This window comes from Bacillus cereus group sp. MG9 (assembly GCF_040459995.1).
Taxonomy (GTDB): Bacteria; Bacillota; Bacilli; order Bacillales; family Bacillaceae_G; genus Bacillus_A; species Bacillus_A mycoides.
The window spans coordinates 3,138,586-3,153,504 of the sequence record NZ_JARVHC010000001.1; the positions used below are offsets into that span (position 1 = coordinate 3,138,586).

A 14,919-nucleotide genomic window follows, 5' to 3' on the forward strand; every position below is an offset into this window, starting at 1 on the left:
TACCATTGCATATTCACGAAATTGTATCAAATTTCAACATTAATTCAAAACAAAAAGCATTGGATATCCAATGCTTTTTCACACTTACGCAAACAGAGATGTATTCGCATATAAAGCTGGCGAGCCACCTGAATGTACGAATAAAATGTTGTCTTCTTTATTAAATTTACCTTTTCTAATTAAGTCGATTAGTCCCGCTACTGCTTTACCTGTATAAACTGGGTCAAGTAAAATCCCTTCAGTTTTCGCAAGTAACTGTACTGCTTCAACCATTTCTGGTGTTGGTAAAGCGTATCCTGGTCCTACATATTCATCAAAGCATGTAACTGCTTCGCGTGAAATAGAGTTTGGGATACCAACGTGAGCTGAAGTTTCATCTACAAGTTTTGCTACTTTCTCTTCTTGCTCCGCTTTTCCTCTACTTACATTTATTCCGATTACAGGAATTTTACTTTGTGTTCCGGAAAAACCAGTAATTAAACCAGCATGCATACCAGCGCTACCACTTACACAAACAACTGAACTGAAATCAATTCCTTGCTCAAATGATTGAGCCATAATTTCTTGCGCACAAGCAATATATCCCATTGCGCCAGTAGGATTCGATCCACCAACTGGAATGACATATGGTGTATTTCCTTTTTCACTTACTTCTTTCGCTACTTTATGCATCTCTTCCATAAGGTCTGTTCCGTTTGGCACAACAATTACGTTTTCAGCACCTAATAAATGATATAAGAAATAGTTTCCGTTAAAGTCTGGCTTTTCTTCTGGCTCAAGCCCTTCTTCTAACACAAGAATACATTTCATTTTTTCTTTTACTGCAGCTGCAAGTGTGAGACGACAATGGTTTGACTGAATACCACCAGCTGTAATTAACGTATCTGCACCTTTTGCCTGTGCATCCGCAACTAGAAACTCTAACTTTCTCGTCTTATTACCGCCAGCTGTTAAACCAAGTAAATCATCTCGTTTAAAATAAATAGTCGGCCCACCAAGTGCTTCAGAAAAATTGTTTAATTTTTCAATTGGTGTATATGATTCTGTATATTTTTTTCTCGGAAATTTAGCTAAATTCATCAATAACGCTCCTTTTATACTCTTTCACTGTAAATGTAACCATACTATTATTACATGGAAAAATGATGAAGTCACCTTTCTGGATTAAAAATGTATTAGATTTCGGTTTCGGTGAATGAAATTGCATTAACGATTTTAACTTTATTGCGGTACCTGAAATTTTTATCGGCGATTTTTCAAATATATCGACTTACCGACAAAAACCGACAAAACAAAAAGAGCCCACACATTTAAATGCGGGCTCTCTCCAATCACTTATTTGCCGAAAAACGAAGAAGCTGTGTTAATCCTGGCTCTAAATTCATTTCTCCTTTGTGACGTACGTATACGATTTTGTCGCCATCAAACTTTTGGGGTTTTGATGAATTATACGTATGCCACTCGTTCGTTCCTTCTATAGAGTACTCCATATATTCTGTTGCACCAACGATTACGTTTTTACTATCATCAGCCGTTACATCTGGTGCCATTTGTGCAATTTTCGCATCACTAATTGATAATTTCTTTATGCCCTTATCTCGTTTATAATCATAAGCTGTTACGATTACATCGTTACCGTATGCTTTTATTTGTAATCCTTGTTTAAATGAATATCCATCTGGAGCTGTCTTCTCTCCGCCATTTGGTCCAGCTGACATCCAGCCTGTTTCAATACCGCCTGTATTTACAACAGTGAAACCTTTTTCATCTCCGCCTGCAATTTTCTTTTTACCAGCCCAGTCTGGTAAGTTTAAATCCCAATGTGTATGGCTCGTGAAGAAAACAACTTGCGGATAGTCTTTTAATATATCGTACAATTTATCAACATTTAAATAGTCTTGTAAATACGGATTTTGTCTTGATCCAGATACCGTATCAGGTAATACGTGATGAGAGAAAATGAAAATTGGTTTATTTTTATCTTTTTGACTGTAGTCTTCTAAATTTTGTTTTAACCATCCTAATTGCTCATCACTCATATATACTTCATCCCACATTTTTGAATCGTGGTATTTCATATATTTCTCTGTTCCTAAAAATAAAAGCGGATAACCGTCTAATTCTTTTTTATGATATACCTTTTCTTGCCCGCTAAATTGCAAATAGCGGTTGAATAGTGTTTCCTCAGTTACACCATTTGGCCATGTATTTTGAGCTAACGTTCCATCAGCTTTCCATTTCCCAGCATAAAACTCATGATTCCCAACCGTTGACCATACATTCTCCGGGTGCTTATTTTTGTTTAACACACGCTTCACATCATCATATTGTGACTGCTGTCCAGTTGACGTTATATCCCCATTCATAATAAGCGCTCTAGAAAGTGGTGTTACTTTATTCATATCTTTTAATACGTGATCAAAATCCCCTAAGTCCCCTTGAATATCACTAATTACATTAAACATCGTAGCTGTTTTTCTTACTCGCTCTTTCTCTTCCGCATGCATTGTAAATGTCGGTAATAATACCGCCATAACAGCTAATGAAGCAACTGCCTTTTTCATACAATTTCTCCCCCTAATAATAGAATGTATAAACTGACATGTTCTGCGTTCTCTTAGGTGCTTGTCCAATTCATATTATAAGGAAGGATTGTAAAGATAGATGGAGTAAAAATTTAAGTATTTTTTAAGAGATTTTGTCTTTTTTACACTATCCGTTTAACAATTGGCGTCAATTTTTCTATTTACCTATTAATATTAAATGAATGTAAAATCACACGATTAATCTCGTAGTTTGATATGTTGTCTTTTAATCTACTTTACACAAACTCAATAAAATACTTTACCTTTTCAAATTTTCTTCATTTAATCCGAACAACTCCGGTAAAATAAAACGTCCATCTTTTCTGTATATTTTTACAAAAACAATTACGTTTTTTCCGTTTTATAGATACAATCTCATTTATTTTTCTTGGTGTTCCGCATCCCATTCACTTAAATAGGATGCATATTCTAATTCATCTGGATCATCATGTAACATAGAAATAAACTCTAATTTATTTCCATCACAATCCAGAAAGTATACACTTGCAGCTGGCATCCATCTTTGGACAATTGGCTCTTGATTTCCTTTTCCTTGGCTTCCTATCACTTCTATTCCACGATTCTCTAACCACAATTTAGAAGTCTTTAGAAATTCTAAATCTACACCAAAAGCAAAGTGTTTTATCTCAAAATCTTCAATATTATGTACTTCCCATAATCCAAGCATTTGCTTTTTACTTTCTCCTACCCAAAAGAAAGCCACCTTTCTTTTGGATAGTTTTCTTGCTAATGCTAACCCTAACTTATTTTGATAGAAATCTATCGCCTTTTCTAAATCCCTTACGTGTAAATGCGTTTCATATATGTTCTGTATCATTCTACTTGTTCCTTTCTTTATTGGTAACAACGGGTTAAGTAGTTACTGTAATTCTAAGTCTGGAGTGCGTATAATCATTGTAATGTATCTCCATATCCGATATATTTATTTACTATTCTATCGAAATTGAAATATGATAAATCCAACTGAGGTAGTAAATCCAAATGAAATTTCTAATACTTTTGCAGGAGAAATCTCCAATACATTCAGATGAAATCATATTTAAATAATGAAAAAACGCTATTCTTTTAGTAAGAATAGCGTTCTTTACTCTTGGGGGAGTTAATATTTTTAAGTTGATGGATGTATAGCGATATCCCTATCAGTAATCTTTGTATTAACAGTTATGCGTAACTTCTGCTCCGTTAGTTGCATAAGAAAAAGCGACCCTTCCATAAGAAGAATCACTTTCATTAGTACATAACTTGCCCCCTCATTAAGCCTCAATTTCAATTCCAGCTTCCTTAAATGGTTCTAATACATTTGGATAACACAGTGAAATATATTCCACTGTTTTTAAATTTTTCAGATTCTGAAATCCTTCAACAGATACTACATCAAATAAACTGTCTTCGCCATCCCAATCTGGCTTTAAGATATGATAAATTTCATTCCCCCCATCAAAGCAAAGGGATTCAATCTTTTCCAAATCACTTATTTCCAAAGGTAACTCTTCTAAAAAACCTCTGATTTCAATAATTTGTCCAGCTCCTGAATACCATTCAAAATTATTCGTATACTTATCTATTAAGTCTTTTAATTCTTTTAGAAATAGTGGCTCTTTATCTAATAAAGCTTCAATTACCACTAATTTAAAATTAAAATCCTGAAACATCTCACTCTTTCCCATTTTAACTTCCTCCCATATTATCCCTGTCCTAGGGTTTTAATCTCCTTTACACAATCTCAATAAAGTACTTTACCTTTTCCAATTCTCTTCATTTAATCCGAACAACTCTGGTAAAATAAAACGTCCATCTTTTCTAATTAGTACGTCATCAAACCAAATTTCACCCCCGCCATACTCTAGCCTTTGAATGTTTACTAAATCCCAATGTATTGCTGATTTATTCCCGTTGTCTGCACCTTGTAACGAATCTCCAATTGCTAGATGAAAACTACCATTTATTTTTTCATCAAATAACGTATTATTCATCGGGTGTAATATATAAGGATTAAAAGCTAGTGCAAATTCTCCAATATATCTTGCTCCCTCATCCGTATCAAGAATTTGATTTATTCGCTCTGTATCCTTTGCGTATACCTCTATTATTTTTCCATGCTTAATATGTAACTTTATATTTTGAAACGCATAACCTTGTTGAACAGATACTGTATTAAATGTTATTACTCCATTTACTGAATCTTTGACAGGTGCTGTATATATTTCACCATCAGGTATATTATCTGTGCCATCTCCTTTTAAAACACCAATTCCTTCAATTGAAAATTTCAAATCTGTACCTTCCCCAATAATCTTTACTTGTTTTGTCTTTTCCATTAATTCTTTTAGCGGATCCATTGCTTTCGACATCTTATTATAATCTAGCGTACATACATCAAAATAAAATTTTTCATAAGCCTCAGTACTCATATTCGCTTCTTGCGCAGAAGCTGCATTCGGAATTCGAGTTGTCACCCATCTTGTTTTATACACTGCTTCACTATGAGCTTTTCCAAATATCTTTTGATATAATTTCATTTTTTCTGATGGTACATCTGCTAATTCATATGCATTTCTAGGGCTACGGAGATTAATATATACTTGCATCTTACTTAAACGATAATATTCCCAATCTGCAAATAACTTAAATTGTTCTTCAGATCCTGATAGAATTAATTGCCTCGTAACAGAAACATCACGCATTGATACATGCGCATATCCCCCTGCTTTTTCCACAGACTTAATAATTTCACGAACTACTACGGGATCTATTTCAGTAACACTTTGAATCAACACTTGATCACCAGGCTGCACTTTAGTTGAATGATTGACTAACACATCTGCTAATTTAGATAATTCTCTCCTCATTAGACTCTTCACCCCTTGTTCATCCAAACAATCGTTACAAAATAAAAAATTAGAAATACAATATATAAATTCCAAATACTTGGAATCGTTGCTACACCTAAATAAAGAGTTCCTGGTAACAACCAAATGCTACAAGCAATCATAAAAGTCTTTTTCCTAGCAACTGCCGCAATTACTGCTAAAAAAGAAGGAAGTAAAAACATGAAAAATACAGTGATATATACCTCCTTATCAATCATCTGATTGCTATACGGGTTGAAATATAGAAAAACAATCGAAAGGATAAAAATACTTATAGCAGCGACTCCCCCTATATAAACACTTATATAATTTTTCATAATTCCCCACCTTCCCATAGCGATATACTTAATACTTTCCATCACTATATCTCATTACAATAAAGTGAAACTTTATCGTTAGGGTTCTCAGTCAATTGAGTGAGTAGTTTAAAGTCTGAGCCGATTAGTTAACCCCGGCTAAATTAGGAACGATTTTATCTTGAATTGTCATTGTTGTCCCAATAGTGCAACCTGCGCCCGCATGTGTATCTGGCATAATACGAATCTTACTATCCTTTGCGAACTCTTGGTTACAAAGATCAATAATTTGACCTGCTGCTGTCTCTTCAACATTAGTAGTAAACACCTTCGCTTCATTGAATTTCCCTTGTAATTTCAACATCTTCTATTTCTACTTTCCTTCCATACAGTACTCTCTTTGGATTTATAACAATCATAAAAACTGCAACTACTAAATAAAAAATCGCGTTATACATAATTAAATCGATTAAATTCCCGTTTATTATGCCAATAAAAAAATTAAAGAATTGGTGGATAATGATTGGAATGATTAAATTTTGATTTAAGTTATAAAATGCTGTCATGACAATTTTAATGGATATGATAGAAATCATAAAAAATAAAATATATTTAAATAAATCAATTCCTACAAATCCTGTAGTAAACCATATAGGTAGATGCCACATCCCCCACCAAAATCCTATAATTAGCGAAGCTTTTAATGGTGAATGCCTCTTTTGGAGTTCAATTTGTGCAAAACCTCTCCATCCTATTTCTTCTCCCAATGGCCCCGCAAGAAAGTTTTTAACAAAGAAATAGATTAGCATTCCCCATGAAGAGACAGTAAAAATAGAGTCTACTTCACTATTTTTAGACACGATAAACAAAATCATTAAAAATATGAAAGTTTGAATCATACTCACAATAAGAATTACAGAAACTTTAAGTTTATTCTTGAACTTGTCTTTTACAAATTGTATAAAACTCTGCCCTGGATAGATTTTTTTAAATAGCACAGCAAAAGCAAAAGTTGAGGACCAAGACGATATACAAAACATTACATCAAAAACCCATGCAGGGAATCCCAACATACTTATAGCTCCTACAAGCAAAAAAAGTGGCAGAAAAATGATATTGGTTAGTACAATAAAACTCGCTACTGGTTTTTTTAGTTTCTTTTCCCTGTTCATGCACAATCCCCATTTCAAACTAAGTATTTCGTAAACATAATAGTATTTATATTTACGAATATCTTCAGCTTAAACCTAGGAGTTACTCACAGGTCAATACATGTCTGCATTATTTTATAGGTGCATAAATTTCTAAAAATATACGTTCTAGCCCATCTTCATAAGTGGTAAGTAATAGATTTATATAAACTAGTCCCAAAAGTTCATACCCTTTTTCTATTGCTACCTTTCTTAAACTTGCTTCCACGCTATGATCAATACTTTTCCCACCAGTTGCCCATCTTCCATCTTCAATAACTGTATAAATACATTTTGGATGAGATAGAACTTCACCTTCTATTTCTTTATCAAAGTCCTCTACTTTTCTTCCAATTATAAATTTATCTTCTATAATACCTTCTTCATTAAAACTTATGACTCTTCGTAAAGATGTTAGAGTAACCGCTTTTTTTAAGCTATCTGGGTTCTTTTTTAGAGTTTCATATTCATCATACGCAGTAAAATGTTCTATCTCTCCTTTTATTTCTAAAGGCTCCATTTCTTTTACTATGTATTCCCCTAAGAATTTCTTTATTTTTTCACAATCTTCTTTTACACTTTGAAGCTTTTTTAAAAGAATCTTTTTATATTCTATTTCCTCTAATACCTCTTGTTCTTTCTCCTCTAACAATGATTTTATTCCCTCTACACTCTTACTTTTTCTTAATTCCTGGATTTTTTTTATTTCGATATCCATTTCCCTATAGAAATTTACCGCTGTTATATCATATATATCAAAATGATTATATTTTCTATACCCATTCTCAATATTTTGCTTAGGCTTGACCAAATCCTTTTCTTCATAAAATTTCAAAGTATCCCTAGATACACCTAAAAATTTAGCGACTTGTCCAATTGTGTACATTATATTCTCCTCTAATGTATCTAAAGATACATGTATTCTTCATCAAAGTAGAAAAGTAGAAGTGTATATTTTTCCTTTACTATTGTGCACTCTATATTGCTGTGAATCGTTGACCTTTACTTTTTCGTCAATTATAAACCCTTTACCTATATTTACAGTTCCAGCGACATCTTTACCCTGCCAAGAAGGGTATTATTGAAACTTAGATTATTAACCTTAGCAACAACACGCTTACCTACAAAGGGACTCCACAGTAATTTCTCCTATTATATATATAAATCATGCTTAGTTAAATTGGGTTGATTTTATAAGGAGCCAAAAACCTCTAAATGTTTATTTTATAATTACATAAATAATCCTAACATCTCCAAAAATTGATATAATGATACAGTTATTAATAGCAGTTAGGGAGATATACAGCATGAACTATACACATATGCCAAAAGGAATAGGAATGGTTAAGCGGACTCCATTCGCTCCGATACCGAAGAAATTCATCGGTATTGGTAAGATTGTTAAAAAACAAACAAAAGTGGAGCGCCCTACATTAACCCAAAACGAACAAGAAATTATTGAAAACAAGTTATTATGTTCATTTCTTTCTGAAGAGAAAATATTGATTACTTATTATAGAGATGGTCATTTGCTTACTAGATATGTGACTGTAACTGACATAAATCCGATAAAGAATTTAATAACTTGCACTGATGCATCTTATAACAGAATTTCCCTTAAATTTATAGATATAATTGATTTGAGATAAAAAGCATACAGTTTTTCAAATATAGCCGGGAATAAAAATGAAAGAATCTTGTATTCTAGGTTAAATACAGATAGAGCAAAAGTGCAAGTTCTTGTGAGAGTTAGCAAGATAAAGGCTGTTTGTTTATGTTTTGGACTGTCTGTTATGGTTATCGAATTTACAAATACAAAAGAGGAACAGAACTCAATAGAGAAAGCTAAGGAAGCATTTAGATAATAGTTGAAGACGCCCGATTAAGGACGGCTTCAACTATTATCTCACTTTGATATATTCATACCACCATTTACCACCTGGTCTAGTATCCATCCACCAAGTAATCTTATCTAACTCTGCATTAGGTAGGACATCGGTTTGGATATAACATAGTCCAGAAAGCAGATCAACATTAACGCTACCTTTTATTCCTCGTTCTGCCATAGCTTGAATAGCTTCATCTAAGGAGTTAGTACCGAATCCACCTGACTTAACGTATTGATATCCACCATTCCCAACAGTTTGTCCCGTTAGAGCGTATACGTAGGAAGTAACTCGTCATAACTCCTCCTTATGGTAATTCCTTTTGTAAATCTTTTTATTTAAATGTATAATTGTATAAAAAGTTCTAAAACCTTGAATCGAGGTGAAAATCATGAGAAGTTTTGGCTCATTAATGACCTCTACTATCTGCTCAGTAATCCTTATAATTTGGAATGCCTATTCCTTCTATGATGGATTCACAATGGGACATACGTACTACTGGGTTAATGGCATCGCAGCTGTTATCTTCTTTCTATTCTTTATCGTAAACATGCGAGAGATCAACAAGAAAAACTATAGAACCTCAGAACAATAGGAGTTGATACATATGTGGAAAAAAATCAATAATTACAAATATCATTTAAAAGATTTAAAATTTATGATTTGGCTATTCCCTATAATTGGGCTAATATACGCTTGTGAATTCTTCTATGGACTAATGTCCCATCAAGAATTTCATTGGACTAAATTAGTATTGGTAACAATTATGCTTATAGGATTTTTAGATATAAAAAAGAAAATTAGAAACAATGATTTTAGAACAGATTGAATTAACAAACGCTCTTGAATTCATTTTCGAATCATTATATTTTCGAGTCTCAATTGTAGTTCTTCTCTGTTTGTTGTTGCTCCGCTTGTTTTCTCTTCATACACATGATCACATCCATAATCATTTAGCCGTTTCAACTGCCTAGCTAAATTTTGTTCTTGTGTAGAAACACGAGCATAACCAATTATCATAATATCTTCCCCTTCGTCCGTTAACGTGTTCGGAAATTAATTCTAAGTACATAATTTTTTTCCGTATATGTAAACAGGACGTTGAGAAGTATGATAAATCCGTTCACTCTTTTACGTCCGTATAGGGTAGACCTAAACAGGACATTTAACTATCTCTATTTTCGTTCGTTGTGTTCGTTTCTTTTGTTAGACCTTAAATCGAATTGCAACTACATTCTTCGTATTTAATACGTATTAATTTAGAAAACCCATAAACAAAAAAAGAGTGCTGTGAAGAAGCACACTCATTCAAAGGAATTTACCAATCTCGACGATTATCGCGATCACAGTCACAGTCACGATCATGATTACGTCTGCGACGGCATTCATCACAATCGCAGTCACGGTCACGTCTACAACGACGGTCATCACAATCTCTATGTCTGCGTCTGCAAAACATTAAATCATCCCAAAATCTATTACAATCTCTGCAATGTCTGAAATTACAATTACATCCCATAAATATGATTACCTCCTCTCAACTCTAGGATTCATCATATTCTATGCTAAAAAACAAAAACAGCTTGTTTACTAGTCTATTTTCTGCATTTTAAAGTAACAATATTATTATCTAATCTTTAAGTTTCAAATCAATTTCACCCTTATCTTTCCTTAACAACAAACAAGACGCTACCCAGATCACGGCAGCGCCTAACATAACGAACTAATAAGACGTAAATGTTTCTTCCGACGCCTTGTTTGAACCAACACATAAGACTGAGGGGAAGGTTCAGCTGTATTGGCTCAAACAAAGTGCGGAAGCTCTCTGCTCGTTTAGGCCTATATTTTTATAACGCTACAGTTCATCCAATCGAACGAACCATCACCACATTTGTAAAACAATCCATCTCGAAATCAAGACCTTGAAAGTAGTTTCTGCTACCTCTCAGTAATAATAGTGTATCACCTAAATATCAAGAGCAATGTGTCATCGTTGTGGCATGATTGTGGCTTCTTTTCATTTTGCTGCTCACTCTTCTAATATGGTCATAGCTATAACCTAGCTCACTAGCAACCTGTTTTAAATGGAATCCCATTACATCTCGCAAATAAATAATCTGTTGTTCTAGTCCCTTCTTCTTACTCATCACAAACTGTGCTTCTCCCATTAATACTTTCTTATCAGCAATACGTTGTTTTAATCTTTCTGACTTCTCCACAATGCGATCATGACGACCTGCTATTTCATCTAATGCTAATGGAATTTGTCCACCTGTTACACGGTCCTTGCTATAGTCTGTTACTCCATTAAATTTAGGAGCGTTCATATGCATGTTTTTCATCAGATATTTATGCTCCAATTTAAGGTCCTTTAATTCAATCTCCATTAATTCGATTTCTTCTCCTAAGTTTCGATAAATGTTTGTCATGGTAAATCCCCCTATTTCTGAATTTGTCTTTTTAACATTACATAAGGTACGTGAAATTTTAATATATAACTACTGAATAAGGGAACGATGACTACAATACAGCCCCCACTACACTGTTAGTCATTGTTCAGTTATCCATTACGCCTTTAATAATTTACGTTTCTTGTTGTTCATTTTCTCTTTCGCTGCTTCAATTTTATTCGCTACCTTTTTATGGTCCTGATCAATTTGAATCATAATATCTAACATAACTGGAATTAATCCTTGTTCATCGATGTATTGTAAATAGTCAACTGGTGCTCGCTCCGTCTGATTTACCAGGTACCCATAAATATCAAAGTCTGCTCTTGGTATCGACTTCTTACCCTTTGGCTGTTGTGACATCCTTACATAAGATTGGATGACTGATAGTGGTACTACGAATACTGACTTATCCTTGCTAAACTCTATAAGGAAGAAGCAAATCGCTCCCATCTTCTCTGCTTTCTCCAGGTAATCCAGTTGATGCTGCGCAATGTTACTTAAATCGAATCGTGTAAGACTTTGTGTTGACTTCGCTTCAAATGCAATAGCTCGTCCCTTATACACGCCGTCATAATCTACTGTACTTTTAGCTTCATAGAATCCATTTAATACACGGCCACCTTTACTCTTTAACACCTTTACAGGAGTTGGACGCTTGTTTATAAGCGCCACTCCCCCTCTTTGATACATTTCATTCGCTAGATTGATAAGCATTTCAAATGCCATCCCACGGTTTCCTAGTCCCATTGTTATTCCTCGCTTTCCACTTGTGAATTTCTATTTCAATTGAATATGCAATATTTCATATTTTATTATTTTAATATCTCTTTATTAACTATCATTTTCTAGTACATTATTAAATTCCATTGATAAATCAACATTTGTAATTTAATTCCTTATATTAAACCCCGACAGGATACTTTTAAACACTTTATTCGAATAATTATATTGGAATTTCTTGTTCTACACATCTATACGTGTTTTGTGTATTATATAGCGGAAGAGTAAGGTAAGAGTTACTCTTTGCCATTTTAGGAAAGGTTCTGTTGGAGACAACAGGACCTTTTTTCGTAGTTGCGATAGGTAAGACTTTGAAGTTATCTCCATCTTTTCCCCCGCTTAGCACTGTACGTGCGACTTTCATCGCATACAGCGCCCCATCTTATCCTTTTATACTAAAGTAACTAGATTACAAGCTTTACGGAGTTTGTTTATTTTCTTCAATTGTTTATCGTTCAATTGAAGAATTCTCATATATGTTCTAATCGTCTCGTCATTTGTAGCGTGAATCAATCTGTGGACAAATTCATGTACAATAATCAGGTTATTAAACTCGTCAGTTCCTCCCATACCTTTCGGTATTTTATGGTGACAGTGCACATCTTCAGCTATTAAGAAGATTCCGATGACAGCGCATTTACCATTTTGCATGGAATACCTGGATATTCTGTTATCTGTATACTCCATGCTTTGTCCTTTATTGGAGGATAGCAACATCTTTTGCATTTCATTGGCAATGTTACCTTTTAGGCTTTTGATGAGTTTTTGTCTTCCTTGCTTAGTATAATTGCATATGTCTTGACTAAAACTTTGAGGGAATCGTGTTTGTATGTCCGCTAGTGGATATACATGATTGCCTGCTATTTCAAAGGTTCTATAATTGTTCCTATGAGTTCTTTTGTATAATGCATTCGCATTGGTAGGAACCTTATATTTCCCTATTGATTTTAGACGATTAAACAAAGTTTTCGAGAGACGAAAGGCTATTTCAGCAAAGTCTATAGTTACATGTGTTGCAATTTTGTAATAATTTTTTATACCAAGCACATAAGAGTTATAGTCCTGTACTGTTTTCCCTGATGGGCTTTTTTGAATTGCTTTAATCCTTGTCTTTGCTTTTTCAAGGATATCCTTTTTCTTTTTCTCGCTTACATGTGTGTTTGCCACATATCTTTCGCGCTTTTTAACAGATTTGATAGAGAACCCCAGAAAATCGGAAGATTTTCTTTTTAGGTTAGTTATAGTCGATTTTTCATTAGATATATTAAGGTTTAATTGATTTTTAAGATAACCTTCTACTGCATGGAATATTTTGATTGCAGATTGATGATTGTTAGTAAATATTTTAAAATCATCTGCGTATCTAACGATATGCATTTTCTTCAATTTTGTTTTTATCAGCAATGGATTTTTGGTTGCTGTTGTGTATGGTCTTCTTGTTTTAATATTCTCCCATTGCCTAGATATCCACCAATCCAAATCGTTTAATACAACATTACTAAGTAATGGGCTTAGGATTCCTCCTTGCGGAGTTCCTTTTGTAGGAATACCTTTTCCTTTGATTGGTGCTTTTAACATTTTAGAGATAATTGTCAGCACCCTTTTATCAGTTATGCCTATGTTGTATAGTTGTTTTAATAACTTGGAATGGTTCACATTGTCAAAGAAACCTTGTATATCAATGTCTACTACGTGACTAAATCTTCCTCTGTTTATCAGATATTGACACCTAGCCATTGCATGGTGTGTTGACCTGTTAGGTCTGAATCCATATGAATGCTTGTGGAATTTTGCCTCGCATATTGGTTCTAGAACCTGTTTGAACATTTGTTGAATCAATCTATCTCTCATTGTAGGGATTCCTAATGGGCGTTTCTTCCCATTAGGTTTAGGTATTTCTACCCTACGTACCGTATTTGGTTTGTAATTTGTGAGAGTTTTTCTAATATCGTCAACGAAGGAATTTACATCTTCCATTTTATAATGGTCGATTGTGATACCATCTGTTCCTTCAGTTTTAGAACCACTGTTAGCCTTTATACTTCTATATGCCAATAGAATATTTTCTTTTGATATGATGTATTTATATAGATTTACACCTTTAGTAGCGTTATTTTCACTACGTTGGTATAAATCATCGAACACTTTTTGTATATCGTAATATTCTGCATGTCGTAATGTTGTACTCACCGATGTATTATTTCCCCTTTCTTACGAAAAGTCCCATCATCTTACTCGATCCTGTGAGTTACATCTAGTTAATTTAGTTTTCAAAGAACAAGACTAGGGACTATCCCTCCACATTCGTTACATGCTTCGTCGGTACTTTGTCCCCACCTTCACAAGAATGAAGCAATTTCGGTTCGTTAGAACCTTATATGCATCTGTCCGCTAGTAGGCGTTGGTGACAGTTTCTTGCTTACCACGTTCCGATTGACTTAGCTATACATATATCCTTAGGTGCTTGCTTTAAGCCTGTTATCTTTACACCCTCATCGTTAGATGTTCCGAATTTCGTATCCTTTACTCTTACTTTTCGGTAGATAACGTCATCATTGACGACATACAAATTTCTATTGTATTAATAATTTAGACCCGTACATTCGCAAGTTCGCCAGTCCGTTATTTTAGACATTCTCACCATAGATATTTTGTAGCATCCCGACCTATCCATTACCATATGATTTCTCACTTAGGTTTTGTTCAGCCGACTTCACCTAGCTTCATACAATTTGTGACTACTATCACGCCTTGCATGTAGGAGTATTAGATAAGTAGTTTCAGCTCAACCTGACGGCTTTCATTCCTACTTTCAGTCAAACAGTTGTTGTTATCAAA

Annotated in this window: 17 protein-coding genes and 4 pseudogenes; 4 read left to right on the plus strand and 17 right to left on the minus strand. The window is 33.9% G+C overall.

From position 1 onward, the window contains the following. Positions 1–84: 84 nt before the first annotated feature. The 10 genes and pseudogenes from cuyA to QCI77_RS16110 form a co-directional block, all read right to left on the minus strand. A complete protein-coding gene (gene cuyA / locus QCI77_RS16065; protein ID WP_002013704.1) occupies positions 85–1,080 on the minus strand; it encodes a D-cysteate sulfo-lyase in 996 nt (331 codons plus the stop codon). A gap of 251 nt (positions 1,081–1,331) precedes the next feature. Then, on the minus strand, positions 1,332–2,564 hold the full coding sequence (locus QCI77_RS16070; RefSeq protein ID WP_113769963.1) for a DUF4073 domain-containing protein: 1,233 nt from the start codon (positions 2,562–2,564) through the stop codon (positions 1,332–1,334). Between the two features lie 400 nt (positions 2,565–2,964). Then, positions 2,965–3,423, minus strand: coding sequence for a VOC family protein (locus QCI77_RS16075; protein ID WP_113769962.1), 459 nt, complete (start codon positions 3,421–3,423; stop codon positions 2,965–2,967). Positions 3,424–3,859: 436 nt separating this feature from the next. After that, positions 3,860–4,273 carry a DUF6892 domain-containing protein gene (locus QCI77_RS16080; protein WP_113769961.1) on the minus strand — a complete coding sequence of 138 codons (414 nt, stop codon included), beginning with the start codon at positions 4,271–4,273 and terminating at the stop codon, positions 3,860–3,862. 69 nt (positions 4,274–4,342) lie between these two features. Further along, positions 4,343–5,455 (minus strand): aminopeptidase, encoded by a 1,113-nt coding sequence (locus QCI77_RS16085; RefSeq protein WP_113769960.1) that lies wholly within the window; start codon positions 5,453–5,455, stop codon positions 4,343–4,345. 8 nt (positions 5,456–5,463) lie between these two features. Further along, the gene (locus QCI77_RS16090; RefSeq protein WP_002084615.1) at positions 5,464–5,793 is read right to left on the minus strand and encodes a hypothetical protein; all 330 of its coding nucleotides are present in this window, start codon (positions 5,791–5,793) and stop codon (positions 5,464–5,466) included. 127 nt (positions 5,794–5,920) lie between these two features. Next, a pseudogene (locus tag QCI77_RS16095) lies at positions 5,921–6,136 on the minus strand (RtcB family protein); the annotation flags it as partial. Then, positions 6,108–6,944, minus strand: a complete 837-nt coding sequence (locus QCI77_RS16100; protein ID WP_113769958.1) for a CPBP family intramembrane glutamic endopeptidase — start codon at positions 6,942–6,944, stop codon at positions 6,108–6,110. The gene QCI77_RS16100 and the pseudogene QCI77_RS16095, both read right to left, overlap by 29 nt. A 109-nt stretch (positions 6,945–7,053) precedes the next feature. Next, positions 7,054–7,848: a MerR family transcriptional regulator gene (locus QCI77_RS16105; RefSeq protein ID WP_002084610.1), complete on the minus strand. Its 795-nt coding sequence runs from the start codon at positions 7,846–7,848 to the stop codon at positions 7,054–7,056. Between the two features lie 42 nt (positions 7,849–7,890). Continuing rightward, positions 7,891–8,096 (minus strand): annotated as a pseudogene (locus QCI77_RS16110) (N-acetylmuramoyl-L-alanine amidase); the annotation flags it as partial. Between the two features lie 173 nt (positions 8,097–8,269). Here QCI77_RS16110 and QCI77_RS16115 point away from each other — a divergent pair. Both QCI77_RS16115 and QCI77_RS16120 read left to right on the plus strand, forming a co-directional pair. Continuing rightward, complete coding sequence (locus QCI77_RS16115; RefSeq protein WP_113769957.1) at positions 8,270–8,611, plus strand: YolD-like family protein; 342 nt, start codon at positions 8,270–8,272, stop codon at positions 8,609–8,611. A gap of 48 nt (positions 8,612–8,659) precedes the next feature. Then, a complete protein-coding gene (locus tag QCI77_RS16120) occupies positions 8,660–8,827 on the plus strand; it encodes a hypothetical protein (protein ID WP_353825230.1) in 168 nt (55 codons plus the stop codon). 36 nt (positions 8,828–8,863) lie between these two features. On the opposite strand, the pseudogene QCI77_RS16125 reads toward QCI77_RS16120, so the two are convergent. Continuing rightward, a pseudogene (locus QCI77_RS16125) lies at positions 8,864–9,133 on the minus strand (N-acetylmuramoyl-L-alanine amidase C-terminal domain-containing protein); the annotation flags it as partial. 106 nt (positions 9,134–9,239) lie between these two features. On the opposite strand from QCI77_RS16125, the gene QCI77_RS16130 reads away from it, so the two are divergent. Together QCI77_RS16130 and QCI77_RS16135 are read left to right on the plus strand one after the other, a co-directional pair. Next, complete coding sequence (locus QCI77_RS16130; protein WP_081339990.1) at positions 9,240–9,443, plus strand: hypothetical protein; 204 nt, start codon at positions 9,240–9,242, stop codon at positions 9,441–9,443. 12 nt (positions 9,444–9,455) lie between these two features. After that, complete coding sequence (locus QCI77_RS16135; RefSeq protein WP_113769956.1) at positions 9,456–9,677, plus strand: hypothetical protein; 222 nt, start codon at positions 9,456–9,458, stop codon at positions 9,675–9,677. 35 nt (positions 9,678–9,712) lie between these two features. On the opposite strand, the pseudogene QCI77_RS16140 reads toward QCI77_RS16135, so the two are convergent. The 6 genes and pseudogenes from QCI77_RS16140 to ltrA all read right to left on the minus strand — a co-directional run. Further along, positions 9,713–9,868: pseudogene (locus tag QCI77_RS16140) on the minus strand (recombinase family protein); the annotation flags it as partial. Between the two features lie 298 nt (positions 9,869–10,166). Then, complete coding sequence (locus QCI77_RS16145; RefSeq protein ID WP_071772484.1) at positions 10,167–10,367, minus strand: hypothetical protein; 201 nt, start codon at positions 10,365–10,367, stop codon at positions 10,167–10,169. 454 nt (positions 10,368–10,821) lie between these two features. Next, the gene (locus QCI77_RS16150; protein WP_113769955.1) at positions 10,822–11,277 is read right to left on the minus strand and encodes a hypothetical protein; all 456 of its coding nucleotides are present in this window, start codon (positions 11,275–11,277) and stop codon (positions 10,822–10,824) included. A 138-nt stretch (positions 11,278–11,415) separates the two neighbouring features. Further along, complete coding sequence (locus tag QCI77_RS16155; protein ID WP_353825231.1) at positions 11,416–12,048, minus strand: Holliday junction resolvase RecU; 633 nt, start codon at positions 12,046–12,048, stop codon at positions 11,416–11,418. Positions 12,049–12,244: 196 nt separating this feature from the next. Then, positions 12,245–12,445, minus strand: a complete 201-nt coding sequence (locus tag QCI77_RS16160) for a hypothetical protein (protein WP_353825232.1) — start codon at positions 12,443–12,445, stop codon at positions 12,245–12,247. A 26-nt stretch (positions 12,446–12,471) separates the two neighbouring features. Then, complete coding sequence (gene ltrA / locus QCI77_RS16165) at positions 12,472–14,271, minus strand: group II intron reverse transcriptase/maturase (RefSeq protein ID WP_193653901.1); 1,800 nt, start codon at positions 14,269–14,271, stop codon at positions 12,472–12,474. Positions 14,272–14,919: the final 648 nt, after the last annotated feature.

Coding starts and splice junctions, on each gene's coding strand:
- QCI77_RS16105 (WP_002084610.1), bottom strand. CDS start 7,848: ATGTACACAATTGGACAAGTCGCTAAATTTTTAGGTGTATCTAGGGAT.
- QCI77_RS16145 (WP_071772484.1), bottom strand. CDS start 10,367: ATGGGATGTAATTGTAATTTCAGACATTGCAGAGATTGTAATAGATTT.
- QCI77_RS16085 (WP_113769960.1), bottom strand. CDS start 5,455: ATGAGGAGAGAATTATCTAAATTAGCAGATGTGTTAGTCAATCATTCA.
- QCI77_RS16080 (WP_113769961.1), bottom strand. CDS start 4,273: ATGGGAAAGAGTGAGATGTTTCAGGATTTTAATTTTAAATTAGTGGTA.
- QCI77_RS16130 (WP_081339990.1), top strand. CDS start 9,240: ATGAGAAGTTTTGGCTCATTAATGACCTCTACTATCTGCTCAGTAATC.
- QCI77_RS16135 (WP_113769956.1), top strand. CDS start 9,456: ATGTGGAAAAAAATCAATAATTACAAATATCATTTAAAAGATTTAAAA.
- QCI77_RS16075 (WP_113769962.1), bottom strand. CDS start 3,423: ATGATACAGAACATATATGAAACGCATTTACACGTAAGGGATTTAGAA.
- QCI77_RS16090 (WP_002084615.1), bottom strand. CDS start 5,793: ATGAAAAATTATATAAGTGTTTATATAGGGGGAGTCGCTGCTATAAGT.
- QCI77_RS16115 (WP_113769957.1), top strand. CDS start 8,270: ATGAACTATACACATATGCCAAAAGGAATAGGAATGGTTAAGCGGACT.
- QCI77_RS16150 (WP_113769955.1), bottom strand. CDS start 11,277: ATGACAAACATTTATCGAAACTTAGGAGAAGAAATCGAATTAATGGAG.
- QCI77_RS16155 (WP_353825231.1), bottom strand. CDS start 12,048: ATGGGACTAGGAAACCGTGGGATGGCATTTGAAATGCTTATCAATCTA.
- QCI77_RS16100 (WP_113769958.1), bottom strand. CDS start 6,944: ATGAACAGGGAAAAGAAACTAAAAAAACCAGTAGCGAGTTTTATTGTA.
- QCI77_RS16160 (WP_353825232.1), bottom strand. CDS start 12,445: ATGAAAGTCGCACGTACAGTGCTAAGCGGGGGAAAAGATGGAGATAAC.
- cuyA (WP_002013704.1), bottom strand. CDS start 1,080: ATGAATTTAGCTAAATTTCCGAGAAAAAAATATACAGAATCATATACA.
- QCI77_RS16070 (WP_113769963.1), bottom strand. CDS start 2,564: ATGAAAAAGGCAGTTGCTTCATTAGCTGTTATGGCGGTATTATTACCG.